The following is a 13,441-nucleotide window of genomic DNA, read 5'->3' as shown; positions in this document are numbered from 1 at the left end:
TCCCCGAATCCTCGACACAGAATCAGCGGAACCACGGACCCGCGCGGCCCGAATATCGCGCCGCGCACATCCCAACCGACCGCCCAGACCAGCGATTATGGACCGTCACCCGGCCCTTGCGGCAACCCCGCCCACCCGGTATATGTTTAAGTGGGAGGGAAATTCGAAACCCAATTCTTCATGGCGCGTATGCCGACAACCGCCGTAAGTCAGGTGGCTGGGCGGCGGACTCGTAATCGGATGCGTCGTAGATAGCGATAACGTTTGCCGATTCGGCGGGCGCCGAAGGATGTCGCCAGCCCGGCGGCCGCCGCGAGTGCGGCGCTCACGACGATGGTCGCCGCGGTGGCCGGGTGGTCGAGCAGAATCCAGGCGGCGCCGACCAAGGCCACCGCCAGCAGGGCAGCGCTGAGCATCAGGCCGACGCTGTTGGCGAATCCGCCTCTGCCCCTACGTAATACACGTATATTCGATTCGATGTAGGCCAGGGCGAACAGCAGGAGAATGACGATGCCGACAGCGGTCGCGGTGGTGGTCGGCGGTTGGGTACTGCGCAGGCGCAGCCGCTGGGTGGCGACCTCGGTGCCGTTGCGGCGCAAGGAAAGTTCGGCCGGGAGCATTCCGGCGATGACGTATCGATTCACCGGAGCGGCCAGCGTCGTGGGGGTGCCAGGACGAATCGGCACCGGATCCGCGCCGATCGACAGCCCGAGCACCCGTAGCCGCAACGCTCCGGAGTCCACATCCAACCCGTTGACGCGCAACGGAATCCGCTGCGACAGGTCGACCCGGATCGGATCCGTCGCAACCGGATCCACGTCCGCGACGGTCACGGCGCCGGGTGCCAGATCACCACCCGTTGCCGGACCGCCGATCCCGATCAGCGCCGCCGCGACGGATGCGACCGCCAGCACGGCCGCCAAGCCGAACGGCGCGCACGGCGAAGCGAAGGTGACGACCTCACGGATCGGCACCAGGTCGCGACGATCGACCTCGATCAATCGAATACCGTTGTCCACCAATGCCTCAGCGGGCCGAACCCGATGAGTCGGCGGTAACCGCCGCTGCCCGCCCACCGGCGCTCCCTGCGGACCAGACCTCCTCGGCACAGCCGATGTCTCCTGACGGCCCGGCGTACCAATGGGATTCACCCCTGGAGGACTCGGCATCTGCTGGGGAGTTCGCGGCGGCCAGGAGTTTCCCGACTCGGGCGGCATCCCACTCGGAAACGCTACGGTCGCCGGTGCGGGTGGACCCATCGGCGGCGGGGTGCGGACCGAACCCGACGCGGTCGTCGTAAACGGCTGTGGCGGACGCGGACCCGGTCGCGGCACCGGGGTAATCGGTGCTCCACCACGATAACCACCGGTCGCGGCGGCGATTATGGTGTCGGCGCCGATGACCGGAATGCCAACGGGGCCGAGCCAATCACCACCCCAGCACCATGCGGCGGGTTCGGCCAGTGCGATGCCGAATGCTTCGGCGGTGGCGAACCGCTGCACCGGATCCGTTGCCAGGCCGCGCATTACGGCGTCCGCGATGGGTTCCGGCACGGTCGGCGCGACCTCGCCGAGTCGACGCGGTTCGTCGTACGCGTGCGCGAACAGCATGGCCAGCGGTCCACCGCCGGACGGGAACGGCAGCACGCCGGAGAGCAGTTGGTAGAGCATGGTCGCCAGCGCGTACACGTCGGTGGCCGGTGAAAGTGCCTCGCCCCGAGCCTGTTCCGGCGCGATATACGCGGGTGTGCCGACGATGTCGCCCGCCTTCGTCACCAGGGTCTCGTCGCCGCCGACGATCTTGGCGATGCCGAAGTCGGTGAGTTTGATCGCCCCGCCCGCCGCGAAGATCAGGTTCGCCGGTTTGACGTCGCGGTGCAGCACGCGCTGCCGATGCGCCGCCGCCAGCCCCGCGGCCGCGGCCAGCGCGACGGCGACCGCCGCGGCGGTGTCGAAACCCGCGGTGGCGAACCGATCGGCAACCGTACCGCCGGGCAGATATTCGAGCACGAGCAAACACAACTCGTCCTGTTCGACATAGTCGAAAACCCTTGCCACATGCGGATGGTCGATCGCGGCCATCACCCTGGCCTCGGCGACGAACCGCCGCCGCACCAACTCGTCGTGCGCGAACTGCGGCGGAATCTGCTTGATCGCCACCGGCCGACCCAACCGCCGATGCTTTCCCGCCAACACCACACCACACCCACCCCGGCCGAGTTCACCGCCCACCTCATACCCCGGCAACGCCCGCCGCACCCATTCGATGGATTCGGTCACCGTCCCACCCCCTCCTCACGAACCCCTTTCGCGGAGCCCGGCACAGGAAACCGCACCGTCTCCGGCGCACCCGAAAGATGTTGCGGCCCTTGGCCCGAACCGGGATCGGCGGTAGCGAATCGAACGGTATCGGGTTCGTCGGAAGGAAACCGCGCGGCAAACGGGATCGGCGGATTCGGGGCGACGGGGTCCGGCGGACCGACGAGATCGTCGTCCAGATCGCCTTCCAGCTCGGCGAATTCCGGGACCTCGTAATCGGGTTCGGGTGTGGGCGAGCAATATCCGAGCAGGAAGGCCATGGCGGCGCAGCCGCCGCCGACCGCGAGCCAGAGCTCGGTTTGCGGCACCCACCACCGCAGCACCGAGGCGGTGAAGCCGAATACCAGCCCGATGCCGATGCCGGGGGCGAGCAGCCGCAGCCCGCGCTGCCACCGGTTGGCACCCAACCGGTGGCGCGCGATGGACAGGGCGGCATCGGCGATTGCCAACGCCGTCAGCACGGACAGCGCGACGCCGAACAATCCGTACACCGACCACACCGATCCGCGCACATCGGTCACCGTGGGCACGGTGGCTATGGTGGCGCCGTCGGTGCCGACGACGGTGAGCTTCGCACCGATGAGCCCGGTGGCTTGGCCGCGCAGTCCGGTCAGGTCGAGCGAGTACCGCAACGTATCGGATTTGCCTGCGGGAATGGTTAATTCGACGGCCGTCGAGTAGGAGAAGAAGGTCAGGCCGAGCACATGACCGGCGAGGTCGACGCGGTGCACGACGATCGGCGAACCCGTGCCGTTGGCCACCATGACCGTCAACCGCACCGCGCTATCCGGATTCAATCGCACCGGCGCGTCCGAGGTTGCGCCAGAGATCTCCCGGTCGTCGATGGTCGCCACGATCCCGATCCCGCCCGACGCGGTCGCGGGCACCGCACGCGCCATCCCACCGGAACCGGCGAACAGCCCGAAAGCACAGAGCAGCAGGGCGATTCGAATTACATAATTCACGGCCGACTCCCCCCACGCACAGCATGTGCCGCCCAACACGAACCGGCGAACAACTCGAAAGCACAGAGCGACAAGACAATCCGGATCACATCCGCCTCCGCTCCGGCAGGTGCGAGATCAGCCGGTGACCATAGAACCAGCCGCCGAGCAGCAGAAAGAACAGGATCACGGTGAGCGTCGCCGAATCGGTGCCCACCGAACCGGCCAGCACCACATCGAGCGACGCGGCCAGCGTCGGACCGCATTTCGCGGTGACATCATGGCGGCCGACCGCGACGGCGGCCAGCGTCAACGGCGTACGGAACACCCCGTCGGGATCTGCGACGGTGCCGCCGACCCGCGTATCGCCGATGGTCAACTCCACCGGCGCCTGCGGTGCACAGCCCATACCGGCCGCGGTGACAGTGCCGCCCGGCGCGACAGCAACCGGTGTCAACTGCAATCCCGGCACGGAAGTCGACCCGGGCGCAGGCGGAACAGGCTGCGGCACAGCGACACTCGTGGTCGGTACGGATCGCGCCGAGGTCACCGGCGGCACGGCGGTCGGCACCGGTCCTGGCCTCGGGCCGGGTACAGGTCCCGGCACCGGCACGGGTCCGGGCTCAGGCGACACGGAGGTCGGCGACGGAACATCGGATGATGTCGGCGGAGCCTGCGACGAACTCGACGGCGCCGGAGTCGTCGAAGTAGTAGGCACCGGCCTCGTCGGCGGCACCCGCGACGATGTGGGCGGCGGAATGGGAATCGCCGTGACCGGGATGCACCCCCGCGCGCATGGATCTTCCGGGCGCTGTGAGACGGGTGGCACGCTCGTCCGCACTCCATCACGGGTTCCCTGCGGGACCGGCGACACAGTCGTCTGGCTGACAACCCGGGTTCCGGGCCGTGGGACCGGTGACACAGTTGTCTGAACGCCATCCCGGGTCCCCGAATACGTGCGCGGCGTCGTGGTCGCCGGGTCCGCGAACGCATCCGGCCGGCTCGCGGGAACGGCAACCATCGCGGCCGACCCGACTGCGACAATCAGAATCCCCAGTCGGACAACCAATTTCGCGAAAACCCGAGCGCTCGAACCGTGACGCTCACCCATCGACTCCTGGCCGCACAACACCCTCCGATGCCGACGCTCCCCGCCGGCCCGCTCGGCCTCTGCCCGCGTCCCCATCGGCGTCGCCCCCGAATCGGAGTGTGACCAATATCATCGTAAAGCCCTGCGCGCCAACGCGGGTCCTTCCGCCCTACTCGGTGGTAAATCGCGCTTACCGCGGTGATCGTGAACACTGGCGGTATATCGAGATCGCGAACAACAGGTGACTCCAGCGGGCAGGCGAGGGCGCACCGACCGGCCGCCGAGTGGAGAGGACAATGGCCATATGCACCGAAATGGGCCGACCGAGGACATCGACGAATCCGCCCTCCGGGTCTCCGCACCGAAGGATCAGGCCGCGGGCGTGACCGCGGTGGCGGTGGCGCTGAAGCGCTCCGTCGAGGAGATGGGCGTCATCCGCACCGCGCGCACCCTCTCCCGGGTGAATCAGGCGCACGGCTTCGACTGTCCCGGCTGCGCCTGGCCCGAGCCGACGGGGCACCGCCGCCCGGCCGAATTCTGTGAGAACGGCGCGAAGGCGGTGGCCGAGGAGGCCACGCTGCGCACGGTGACTCCCGAATTCTTCGCCGCCCACTCGGTCGAGGAGTTGGCGGGCAAGTCGGGTTACTGGCTCGGCCAGCAAGGCAGGTTGACCCATCCGATGGTGCTGCGGCCCGGCGCGACCCACTATGCGCCCATCGCCTGGGACGACGCCTACCGGTTGATCGTGGATCACCTGCGTGCGTTGACGACTCCCGACGAGGCGGTCTTCTACACCTCGGGCCGCACCGCCAACGAAACCGCGTTCCTCTATCAGCTGCTCGTCCGCAGCTTCGGCACCAACAACCTGCCGGACTGCTCGAATATGTGCCACGAATCCTCCGGCGCGGCGCTCACCAGCTCGATCGGCATCGGCAAGGGTTCGGTGTCGATCGACGATTTCGGCAAGGCCGACCTGATCATCGTCGCGGGCCAGAATCCGGGCACCAACCATCCGCGCATGCTCAGCGCGCTCGGCACGGCAAAGGCCAACGGCGCCAGGGTGATCGCGGTGAACCCGCTGCCCGAGACCGGCCTGCTCGGCTTCCGCGATCCGCAGACGGTCAAGGGATTCACCACCGGCATCCCGATCGCGGACGACTTCCTGCAGATCCGGCTCGGCGGCGATATGGCGCTGTTCCAGGGACTCGGCCGGCTGCTGTTCGAGGCCGAGGACCGCGCACCGGGCACGGTGGTCGACCACGCCTTCGTCGAAGCGCATACCGCGGGCTTCGCCGAATACGAAAAGCAAACCCGCGCGGTCGATCTCGACGTCGTCGCGCAGGCGACCGGACTCACCAGAGCCGAATTGGAGCACACGGCTCGCCTGCTCGCCGAGGCCAAGAGCGTCATCGTCTGCTGGGCGATGGGCCTCACCCAGCAGACGCACGCCGTCGCCACCATCGAGGAGGCCACGAACCTGCTGCTCATGCGCGGCATGATCGGCAAGCCCGGCGCGGGCGTCTGCCCGGTGCGCGGCCACTCCAACGTGCAGGGCGACCGCACGATGGGCATCTGGGAGAAGATGCCGGAAACCTTCCTCGCGGCGCTGGATCGCGAATTCGGCATTCGCAGCCCGCGCGAACACGGTTGGGACACCGTCGATGCCATCCGCGCCATGCGCGACGGCCGCGGCAAGGTGTTCTTCGGCATGGGCGGCAACTTCGTCTCGGCCACCCCGGACACCGAGGTCACCGAGGCCGCGCTGCGCGGTTGCGAACTCACCGTGCAGGTTTCGACGAAACTCAACCGCAGCCATGTCGTGCACGGCAAAACCGCGCTGATCCTGCCCACCCTCGGCCGCACCGACCTCGACCTGCAGAACGGCGCCAAACAGCAGGTGTCGGTGGAGGATTCGATGTCGATGGTGCATCTGTCCACCGGCAGGCTGCGGCCGGTGAGCGATGAGCTGCGCAGCGAGGTCGCCATCGTCTGCGAACTCGCCCAGGAGCTGTTCGGCCCGGATCACCCCGTGCCGTGGCGCGAATTCCGGGGCAACTACGACCTGATTCGCGACGCCATCGCCCGCGTGGTGCCCGGCTGCGCCGACTACAACGCGAAAGTGCGCCAGCACAACGGTTTCCAGCTGCCGCATCCACCGCGCGACGCCCGCGAGTTCCGGACCGGCACCGGTAGGGCCAATTTCGCGGTGAACGAGCTGACCTGGCTGCCGGTGCCGCAGGGCAGGCTGATCCTGCAGACCCTGCGCAGCCACGACCAGTACAACACCACCATCTACGGCCTCGACGACCGCTACCGCGGTATCCACAACGGCCGCAAGGTAATTCTGGTCAACCAGGCCGATATCGCCGAATTCGGTTTCGCCGACGGCGATCTGGTGGACATCGTCTCCGAATGGACCGACGGTGTCGAACGCCGGGTCACCGGATTCCGGATCGTCGGCTACCCGACCCCGCGCGGCAACGCCGCCGCCTACTATCCGGAGACCAACCCGCTGGTTCCGTTGGATCATGTTGCGGCACGGTCGAATACGCCGGTCTCCAAGGCGGTCATGGTACGGCTGGAACGGCACCGTCATGAGTAGGGTCACCGCCCGCCGCCCCATGCACCGGATCGCGCCGACCGGCGCGGTGCGGCGGCCGGACACACTCGCTGTGGAGGAACCGCTGGAGATCCGGGTCGGCGGCCGGTCGCTGGTGGTCACCATGCGCACACCGGGCAACGATATCGACCTGGTGCACGGATTCCTGTTGAGCGAGAACCTCATCGGTGACGCCGACGATATCGTCGCGGCACGCTACTGCGCCGGTACCGACGAAAACGGGCACAACACCTACAACGTCCTCGACGTCACACCGCGCACGCCGATTCCCTTGCCCGCCCGCAATTTCCTGTCCACCGGCGCCTGCGGCCTCTGCGGTAAAACGGCTTTGGACGAGGTGCGCAAGCGCGGCAGGTTCCCGATTCCGCGACCGGGTCCGCGGGTCTCGGTCGCGACACTGGCCGCGATGCCGGACGCGCTGCGCGCGCGGCAGTCGGTGTTCGACGCCACCGGCGGCCTGCACGCGGCGGGTCTGTTCACCGCGGACGGCACGGTCCTCGCGGTGCGCGAGGACATCGGCAGGCATAACGCGGTGGATAAGGTGATCGGCTGGGCGCTGCGCGAAAACCTGGTTCCGGCAAGCGATCTGGTATTGATCGTCAGCGGGCGCGCCTCGTTCGAACTGGTGCAGAAGGCCGTCATGGCCGGTATCCCGATGCTGGGCGCGGTCTCCGCGCCCAGCTCGCTCGCCGTCGACCTGGCCGCCGAATCCGGCCTGACGCTGGTGGGGTTCCTGCGCGGCGAGACGATGAACGTCTACACCGAGGCCGACCGCCTCGTCGAGCACGCGACGGCATACGAACCCGTGCGCTAGCCCAAGGGCTATTGCCCCTCGGTCACGTCCGCAACTACGGTTGGCGGCACCGGTCCACCATCTTCGGACGAAGGGGAGTTTCCGATGCGGATCTCGGTGCGTGGCGATTCCGGCGGCGTCCAGGTGCGGATGCACCTGGACCGGCAGCGTTGGCGATGGTTGGCCACCCGGATCCTCTTGGCCGTCTTGGCCGTGCAGGGCGTGGTCATCGGGCTCTGGGCGGTCGTGCTGCCGCATTCCTTCTACGAGGGTTTCCCCGGGCTGGGCATGCACTGGATCGCGCAGGACGGTCCGTACAACCACCATCTCGCCACCGATGCCGGTGCGTTCTTCCTCGCCCTGGGCGTGGTCGCGGCCGCGGCCGCCTACCTGAACACCGGCAATGCCGCGCGCCTTGCCGGGCTGGGCTGGCTCGTCTTCGCCGTGCGCATTTCCTGTACCACGTGACGCACCATCCCACCGCCATGCCGACCGGCAGCTATGTGCTCAGCGTGATCGCCACCGTATTGCTCGCGATCTTGGCCGCCGCCGTACTCGTCATCGCGCCGCGCGGCGCGCAACTGCCCGACCCGGACCCGATCAACCTTCGCTTCCGCCGCCGCGGCACGGGCGAGCGCCCGGCGCGCTGACCGGGGCGCGCTGCGCCGGATCACGCTGTATCGGACTCACAAATGGCACGAGGGTGTCGGACCGCAGTCCGGCACCCTCGTCGTGTGCGAACCACCCGCCGGGCTCTACCCCGGCAACCCGGTGGGTCGTCCTGGCCGCAGCGCCCGCCCCGGTTGGTCCGGCGGCGTGACGCCACGGCGCGATCGGCGTCGTCAGTCCTTGAGCGCCTCGAGCAGCGCGGCCCGCTGCCGGGCACCCAGACCGCCGATGCGCCGGTCTTCCGGGATTTCCGCCTGATCCATCAGTTTGGCGGCCTTGACCGGGCCGACACCCGGCAGCGCCTTGATAACGGCGGCGACCTTGGTCTTCTTCACCAGATCGTCGGTGTCGGATTTCTTGAGCAGGTCCGCGACCGTCAGCTTGCCCGCCTTCACCTTGCCGATCAATTCGGAGCGCGCCTTGCGAACAGCCGCCGCCTTGGCCAACGCCTCAGTGCGTTGTTCCGCGGTCATGGTAGGCAGTGCCATGTCTCCTCCGCTTCTACTCGTCACTCGAACATCTGGTTGGACCGGACCGAGTAAACCGCACGGCGTCGATAGCGTAACGCCGACACACCGGGACGAGGTAGCGATGAGTTTTCTGGGCCCTGACCGAGCAAACCCCCGCAACCGCCGATGAGAGCCGACCAAACGGACGAAACGGCCCGTTTGTGCCCCCGATTCATGCGGCACGACGAACCGGTAACGCCGCACCTTCCGATGCCGACAGCATCGGTGAAAGCACCAGCGTGGAAACAAGGTTCAACGACGAACCAGGGGGATCAACGGCGATTCCCGATCCGGGCGCGACGTGTCATTCCGGGCACCGCCGTCACCGGTTCCACCGGCGCCGATATCGGGGATCCCGACTCCACCATCGGGGGATGGACGTCGGCGCGGCTGAGGGGGTGGGGTGAGCGCCGTCGGCGGCGCCGCCGGACATTGCCGGTCCGGCCGCTGCCGGCGAGCGCCGTTTCCGCCGAATTGTGCGGGCGATTTGCCGGATACGCCGGTCGACGAGTCCGTCGCGGAATGCCGGATAACCGGTTGAAACGCGTTTGCGGGCTGATACGCTGCGCACTAGAACACGTTTCAATTCTTGGGAGTTTTCCATGGCGCGGCAAATTCGTGACGTCATCGATCAGTACGTGAAGGCGGTCGGCTCCGGAACCACCGCCGAAATTCTCGCGCTGTTCGCGCCGGAGGCGACCGTCGAGGATCCGATCGGCACCCCGACACGGCAGGGACACGCCGCGCTGCGCGAGTTCTACGACGTGGTGACCGGGCTCGACCGAGAGGCCGAACTGCACGCCGACACCGTGCGAATCGGCGATCGGCAGGCCGCGTTCATGTTCACCATCGTCACCCGAGTCGGCGGTCAGCGGTTTACGCTGTCCCCCATCGACGTCATGGAATTCGACGCCGACGGCAGGATCTCCCGGATGCGCGCCTACTGGAGCCAGGAGGATATGCACGCCGAGCCCGAGTAAACTCGCCGCGATGCTGCGCGCCGGAGCCCGAGACGGTATCTTGGGATCCTCGCGACTGCCGGGAATCCGGACGTAGGAAGGGATTTCGCTCCTACTCGCGCGAGATCCCTTACCGACCATCCCGTTTGGAGCCGCATGTCCGACCTGCAACCGCTCGACGACGATGTCGATGTCGCGGTGCTCGCCGCGCGCGTCGAGCAGGCTCGCGGCCGCCTGGCCTATCAGTTCGACCCGGCACTCACCGAGGCGCTGTCCGAGGATGAGCTGCGTGCGGAACGCGAACTCGCCGAACGCATTCGGACCCTGGACCGGGAGCAGCGCTGGAAGCACACCCAGGCCGCCGGTGTCGCGGCCGATCGAGTCCGCCAGACGGTCGAGGAGATCGAGAAGGCCGATATCCGGGATGTGATGGCGGCCCGCAGGGCGATCGCCGCGCAACGGCGCGAATCCAGTCCGCATGCGCGCCTGGCCTCGCTCTACCGGCATCGGGCCTGGTCGCTGCGCGCGCTGGCCGGAGTCGTCGTCGCGGGCATGCTGTGGTCGGCGGTGAACGTGCAGCACAATATCGCCCCGGCAGGCGCGTCCGATCCGCTGTACTGGTTCAGCTACCTCATCGAGGCGATGATCAGCGCCTGCCTCGTCATCATCATGATCGGCACCAACAAGGTCGCCGAATGGGGCATCCTGGACAGCCGCCAGAAAGTGGTGGCCGCCGAGATCGCCCTGCTCGCACTGACCGTCGGGCTGAACACCTACCCGTACATCCGTTCAACGCTATGGTTCGACGCCGCGGTGCACGGTATCGCCCCGGTGATGATCGGCGTCGCACTCCTGGTGCACGACGCGGCGAGCGCCCGCTACGGAATGGCGATCACCCGCGCGACCCAGGCGGTTCGGGAGGTGCCCGATCCGATGTCGAGCGCGCCGACCCTGTCCGATAGTGACGAGGCGATGCCGGACAACGCCTACGAGCAGATGGTGTACGGCACCGTGGAGGAGGCCGACCCGGCGCCCGCCACCGATCGAGAATTCGTCGGCCTGTCCTTCCCTGCGACGACACAGCGCTGACCGATCACACCGCTCGGGCTCCCGCACACCGGACCTTCCGGCAGCGGGAGCCCGAAATGTTTTCGTGACAAACAGGTCTCGACTCAGGCAGCGAATAGCCGCACGACCATACCGGCGAAGGTCTCCGGTTGTTTCAGGAACGACCAGTGATCGCCGGACACCTCGACGAGACGCGCGCCGGTCCGCTCGGCGATCACCCGACCGGCCCGGTACGGATGCGAATTCGGCTGGTCACACCCCACCGCGATAACGAATCGCGTTGCGGCGGCGGACAATCCGGGCATATCGGTGATGGAGTCGACGATCATCCTGGTCTCGTGCACGAAGGTCAGTTCGGGATTGCCGGTCAACCGCGCGGCCAGGTCCGGCGGCAGGGCGGTGCCGACCGCCGATAGCAGTCGGTCGGCCGCGGCCTGCGGGCCGTCCCGCCGGAATGCGCGCATCATCGCATCGGCCCGGTCCCGCATGGCCGCGACATCCGGCAGCACATCGAGTACGCCGGGGTCGTGCGCGATCATGCGATCGACGTAATCCGGTTGCCTCGCAACGAGATCCAGGGCCACAACGGCCCCGGCTCCGCTGCCGACCACCCGGGCGGGACCGCCACCGACCGCATCGATCAATCGGCACACATCCGCGCTCTGCCGCATCAGCGTGAGTTCTTCGAGCGGATGGCGCAGCGTACTGCGCGAATTGCCGCGCCGGTCATAGGTCACCACGGTGTAGAAGTCGGCAAGCAACTCGGCGACGTCGGTATAGACACCCGCGTCACCGCCCGCACCGGGAATGAGCACCAGAACCGGCCCCGCTCCCCTGGTCTCGTAGTACAACGTCGCGTCGGGCAACTCCAGCAGGTGGTGGGCATATGTCACAAGATCACCTTCGCCGAATCCCCCGACTCACTCAACGCCGTATGCGCTGCGAGACACCGGTGAAGTCAGATGAAGCGTTCCGCCAGCAGGAAGATACCGATGAGAATCATTGCGGCGCCGGAGATTCGGCTGACAATGCGGGCGGCGGTGGGGCGGGCGTTGAGCACTGATTGCGCAAGCAACCCGACGCACAGATAGATGATGCCGCAGGTGACGGTGTGCACGATCCCGAGCGTGCCGATTTGAATCGCTATGGGCCACTTGCCGTTTCGATCGGTGAACTGTGGCAGCAGGGCCAGGAACAGCAGCAGCGCCTTCGGGTTGAAACCGCTGATGCCCGCGCCCTGGCGAATGCGGGCGCCCCACGGTGTCGGCTCGCCGAGCGCGGCACCGGGCGCTGCGGGCCGCATCAGGGTGGCGGCGCCGATCCATATCAGGTAGGCCGCACCTGCGGTGGTCAGCGCGGTCAGCACGGCGGGGTTGCGGGTCACGATGACGGCGATACCGGAGGCCACCACCGCGGTCAGCGCCAGATAGCCGACCAGCAATCCGCCGACCGACGGCAGCACCGAGCGCTCACGCAATCCGGCGCCGATGACATAGGCCCAGTCCGCACCCGGGACCAGTACGAGCAGGAACGACACCAACCAGAAGGCGGCGACGGAACCGGCGGTCACGACAATTTCTCCCTTCACTTCGCTTGCCGAAGGGAGACTAATGCGAACGATGCCGAACAGGATTCCAAGTATTTCCAGCTGGAACCCGAAGAGTGGAAGAATCTTCCCCATGGACATGGTCGACCGGAAGATCCTTGCCGAACTACAGCGCGACGGCCGGATGACGATCACCGATCTGGCCGCCCGAGTGCGGCTGAGCCTCTCGCCGTGCCATCGGCGATTACGCGAATTGGAGGCGAGCGGCGTGATCCGCGGCTACCGGGCGTCGGTCGACGCCGCCGCCGTCGGATTGGCCTTCGAGGCCCTGATTTTCGTCACCATGCATCAGGAGGACCGCGGCACCGTGGCCGCCTTCGAGCAGGCGCTTACCGAGATTCCCCAAGTGCTACAGGCCCAGCGGCTGTTCGGCGATCCGGACTATCTGCTGCGCGTGGTGGCCGCGGATTTGCCTGCCTTCCAACAGCTTTACGATGATCGACTGGCGACGCTCCCCGGCGTCGGCCGATTGACGTCGACCTTGGTGATGAAGCAGGTGGTCACCGACCGGCCGCTACCGCTCTAGCGCCAGCGGGTCTCTACCGCGTCCTTGGCATCTTTGAGCCCGGCGCCGGTCAATTCCCGGTAGCGCTTGATCGCCTGAATCTTCTTACCCTGGGCCATGAGTTCGCCGACCTCGGTGAGATCGACCGAGTAGGACCCCGCCGATTTATTCAGCACGACGGCGTCCGCGTCCTGGATGCCCAGATGTTTGATGATCAGATCGAGCTTGTAGTTCAGCAGATCGATCTTACGTTCCAGATTGCGGTCACCGAACATATCCTCGATCCTCGATCAACCTGTGCCCGTATGGATTTCACGACGCGGCCGGGTTACGGCCGCGATCGCTGAACGGATTCGAATA

The 13,441-nt window shown here is 67.2% G+C and carries 15 protein-coding genes; 7 read left to right on the top strand and 8 right to left on the bottom strand.

What is annotated here, in order from left to right:
• Positions 1–209 precede the first annotated feature (209 nt).
• From LGY53_RS13390 to LGY53_RS13375, 4 genes are all read right to left on the bottom strand, one after another.
• A complete protein-coding gene (locus tag LGY53_RS13390) occupies positions 210–2,279 on the bottom strand; it encodes a serine/threonine-protein kinase (protein WP_225727005.1) in 2,070 nt (689 codons plus the stop codon).
• On the bottom strand, positions 2,276–3,283 hold the full coding sequence (locus LGY53_RS13385) for a hypothetical protein (protein ID WP_225727004.1): 1,008 nt from the start codon (positions 3,281–3,283) through the stop codon (positions 2,276–2,278). Before LGY53_RS13385 ends, LGY53_RS13390 begins: the two co-directional genes overlap by 4 nt.
• Positions 3,284–3,368: 85 nt before the next feature.
• Entirely contained in the window at positions 3,369–3,719 is a 351-nt protein-coding gene (locus tag LGY53_RS13380; RefSeq protein ID WP_225727003.1) for a hypothetical protein, read from the bottom strand.
• 166 nt (positions 3,720–3,885) lie between these two features.
• Positions 3,886–4,059, bottom strand: a complete 174-nt coding sequence (locus LGY53_RS13375; protein WP_225727002.1) for a hypothetical protein — start codon at positions 4,057–4,059, stop codon at positions 3,886–3,888.
• A gap of 597 nt (positions 4,060–4,656) precedes the next feature.
• On the opposite strand from LGY53_RS13375, the gene LGY53_RS13370 reads away from it, so the two are divergent.
• The 4 genes from LGY53_RS13370 to LGY53_RS13355 all read left to right on the top strand — a co-directional run bounded on the left by LGY53_RS13370 (position 4,657) and on the right by LGY53_RS13355 (position 8,415).
• Positions 4,657–6,954, top strand: a complete 2,298-nt coding sequence (locus tag LGY53_RS13370) for an FdhF/YdeP family oxidoreductase (RefSeq protein ID WP_225727001.1) — start codon at positions 4,657–4,659, stop codon at positions 6,952–6,954.
• The gene (gene fdhD / locus LGY53_RS13365; RefSeq protein WP_225727000.1) at positions 6,947–7,786 is read left to right on the top strand and encodes a formate dehydrogenase accessory sulfurtransferase FdhD; all 840 of its coding nucleotides are present in this window, start codon (positions 6,947–6,949) and stop codon (positions 7,784–7,786) included. The genes LGY53_RS13370 and fdhD overlap by 8 nt, the downstream gene beginning before the upstream one ends.
• Positions 7,787–7,870: 84 nt before the next feature.
• Positions 7,871–8,233, top strand: a complete 363-nt coding sequence (locus LGY53_RS13360) for a hypothetical protein (RefSeq protein WP_225726999.1) — start codon at positions 7,871–7,873, stop codon at positions 8,231–8,233.
• Entirely contained in the window at positions 8,230–8,415 is a 186-nt protein-coding gene (locus tag LGY53_RS13355; RefSeq protein ID WP_225726998.1) for a hypothetical protein, read from the top strand. The genes LGY53_RS13360 and LGY53_RS13355 overlap by 4 nt, the downstream gene beginning before the upstream one ends.
• 192 nt (positions 8,416–8,607) lie before the next feature.
• On the opposite strand, the gene mihF is transcribed toward LGY53_RS13355, so the two are convergent.
• On the bottom strand, positions 8,608–8,922 hold the full coding sequence (gene mihF, locus LGY53_RS13350; RefSeq protein ID WP_167473202.1) for an integration host factor, actinobacterial type: 315 nt from the start codon (positions 8,920–8,922) through the stop codon (positions 8,608–8,610).
• 623 nt (positions 8,923–9,545) lie between these two features.
• Between mihF and LGY53_RS13345 the strand changes: the two genes are divergently transcribed.
• Together LGY53_RS13345 and LGY53_RS13340 are read left to right on the top strand one after the other, a co-directional pair.
• Positions 9,546–9,923 carry a nuclear transport factor 2 family protein gene (locus LGY53_RS13345; protein WP_225726997.1) on the top strand — a complete coding sequence of 126 codons (378 nt, stop codon included), beginning with the start codon at positions 9,546–9,548 and terminating at the stop codon, positions 9,921–9,923.
• 135 nt (positions 9,924–10,058) lie between these two features.
• On the top strand, positions 10,059–10,991 hold the full coding sequence (locus tag LGY53_RS13340; RefSeq protein ID WP_225726996.1) for a hypothetical protein: 933 nt from the start codon (positions 10,059–10,061) through the stop codon (positions 10,989–10,991).
• Between the two features lie 83 nt (positions 10,992–11,074).
• On the opposite strand, the gene LGY53_RS13335 is transcribed toward LGY53_RS13340, so the two are convergent.
• A complete protein-coding gene (locus LGY53_RS13335; protein ID WP_225726995.1) occupies positions 11,075–11,863 on the bottom strand; it encodes an alpha/beta fold hydrolase in 789 nt (262 codons plus the stop codon).
• A gap of 65 nt (positions 11,864–11,928) precedes the next feature.
• Positions 11,929–12,540, bottom strand: a complete 612-nt coding sequence (locus tag LGY53_RS13330; protein WP_225726994.1) for a LysE family translocator — start codon at positions 12,538–12,540, stop codon at positions 11,929–11,931.
• Positions 12,541–12,649: 109 nt separating this feature from the next.
• On the opposite strand from LGY53_RS13330, the gene LGY53_RS13325 reads away from it, so the two are divergent.
• Positions 12,650–13,102, top strand: coding sequence for an Lrp/AsnC family transcriptional regulator (locus LGY53_RS13325; RefSeq protein ID WP_225726993.1), 453 nt, complete (start codon positions 12,650–12,652; stop codon positions 13,100–13,102).
• On the opposite strand, the gene LGY53_RS13320 is transcribed toward LGY53_RS13325, so the two are convergent.
• The gene (locus tag LGY53_RS13320; RefSeq protein WP_225726992.1) at positions 13,099–13,356 is read right to left on the bottom strand and encodes a 50S ribosomal protein L7/L12; all 258 of its coding nucleotides are present in this window, start codon (positions 13,354–13,356) and stop codon (positions 13,099–13,101) included. The genes LGY53_RS13325 and LGY53_RS13320 overlap by 4 nt on opposite strands.
• Positions 13,357–13,441: the final 85 nt, after the last annotated feature.

This window comes from Nocardia sp. JCM 34519.1, from assembly GCF_020361265.1.
Lineage (GTDB): Bacteria > Actinomycetota > Actinomycetes > Mycobacteriales > Mycobacteriaceae > Nocardia > Nocardia arthritidis_A.
Note: the sequence above shows the minus strand (reverse complement) of the source record. Positions and strands in the feature narration are given on the sequence as shown.

What these genes read in the sequence shown, in the direction of transcription:
- LGY53_RS13375 (WP_225727002.1), bottom strand. Translation starts at nt 4,059, where the DNA reads ATGCGCGCGGGGGTGCATCCCGGTCACGGCGATTCCCATTCCGCCGCC.
- LGY53_RS13370 (WP_225727001.1), top strand. Translation starts at nt 4,657, where the DNA reads ATGCACCGAAATGGGCCGACCGAGGACATCGACGAATCCGCCCTCCGG.
- fdhD (WP_225727000.1), top strand. Translation starts at nt 6,947, where the DNA reads ATGAGTAGGGTCACCGCCCGCCGCCCCATGCACCGGATCGCGCCGACC.
- LGY53_RS13360 (WP_225726999.1), top strand. Translation starts at nt 7,871, where the DNA reads ATGCGGATCTCGGTGCGTGGCGATTCCGGCGGCGTCCAGGTGCGGATG.
- mihF (WP_167473202.1), bottom strand. Translation starts at nt 8,922, where the DNA reads ATGGCACTGCCTACCATGACCGCGGAACAACGCACTGAGGCGTTGGCC.
- LGY53_RS13345 (WP_225726997.1), top strand. Translation starts at nt 9,546, where the DNA reads ATGGCGCGGCAAATTCGTGACGTCATCGATCAGTACGTGAAGGCGGTC.
- LGY53_RS13340 (WP_225726996.1), top strand. Translation starts at nt 10,059, where the DNA reads ATGTCCGACCTGCAACCGCTCGACGACGATGTCGATGTCGCGGTGCTC.
- LGY53_RS13325 (WP_225726993.1), top strand. Translation starts at nt 12,650, where the DNA reads ATGGACATGGTCGACCGGAAGATCCTTGCCGAACTACAGCGCGACGGC.
- LGY53_RS13320 (WP_225726992.1), bottom strand. Translation starts at nt 13,356, where the DNA reads ATGTTCGGTGACCGCAATCTGGAACGTAAGATCGATCTGCTGAACTAC.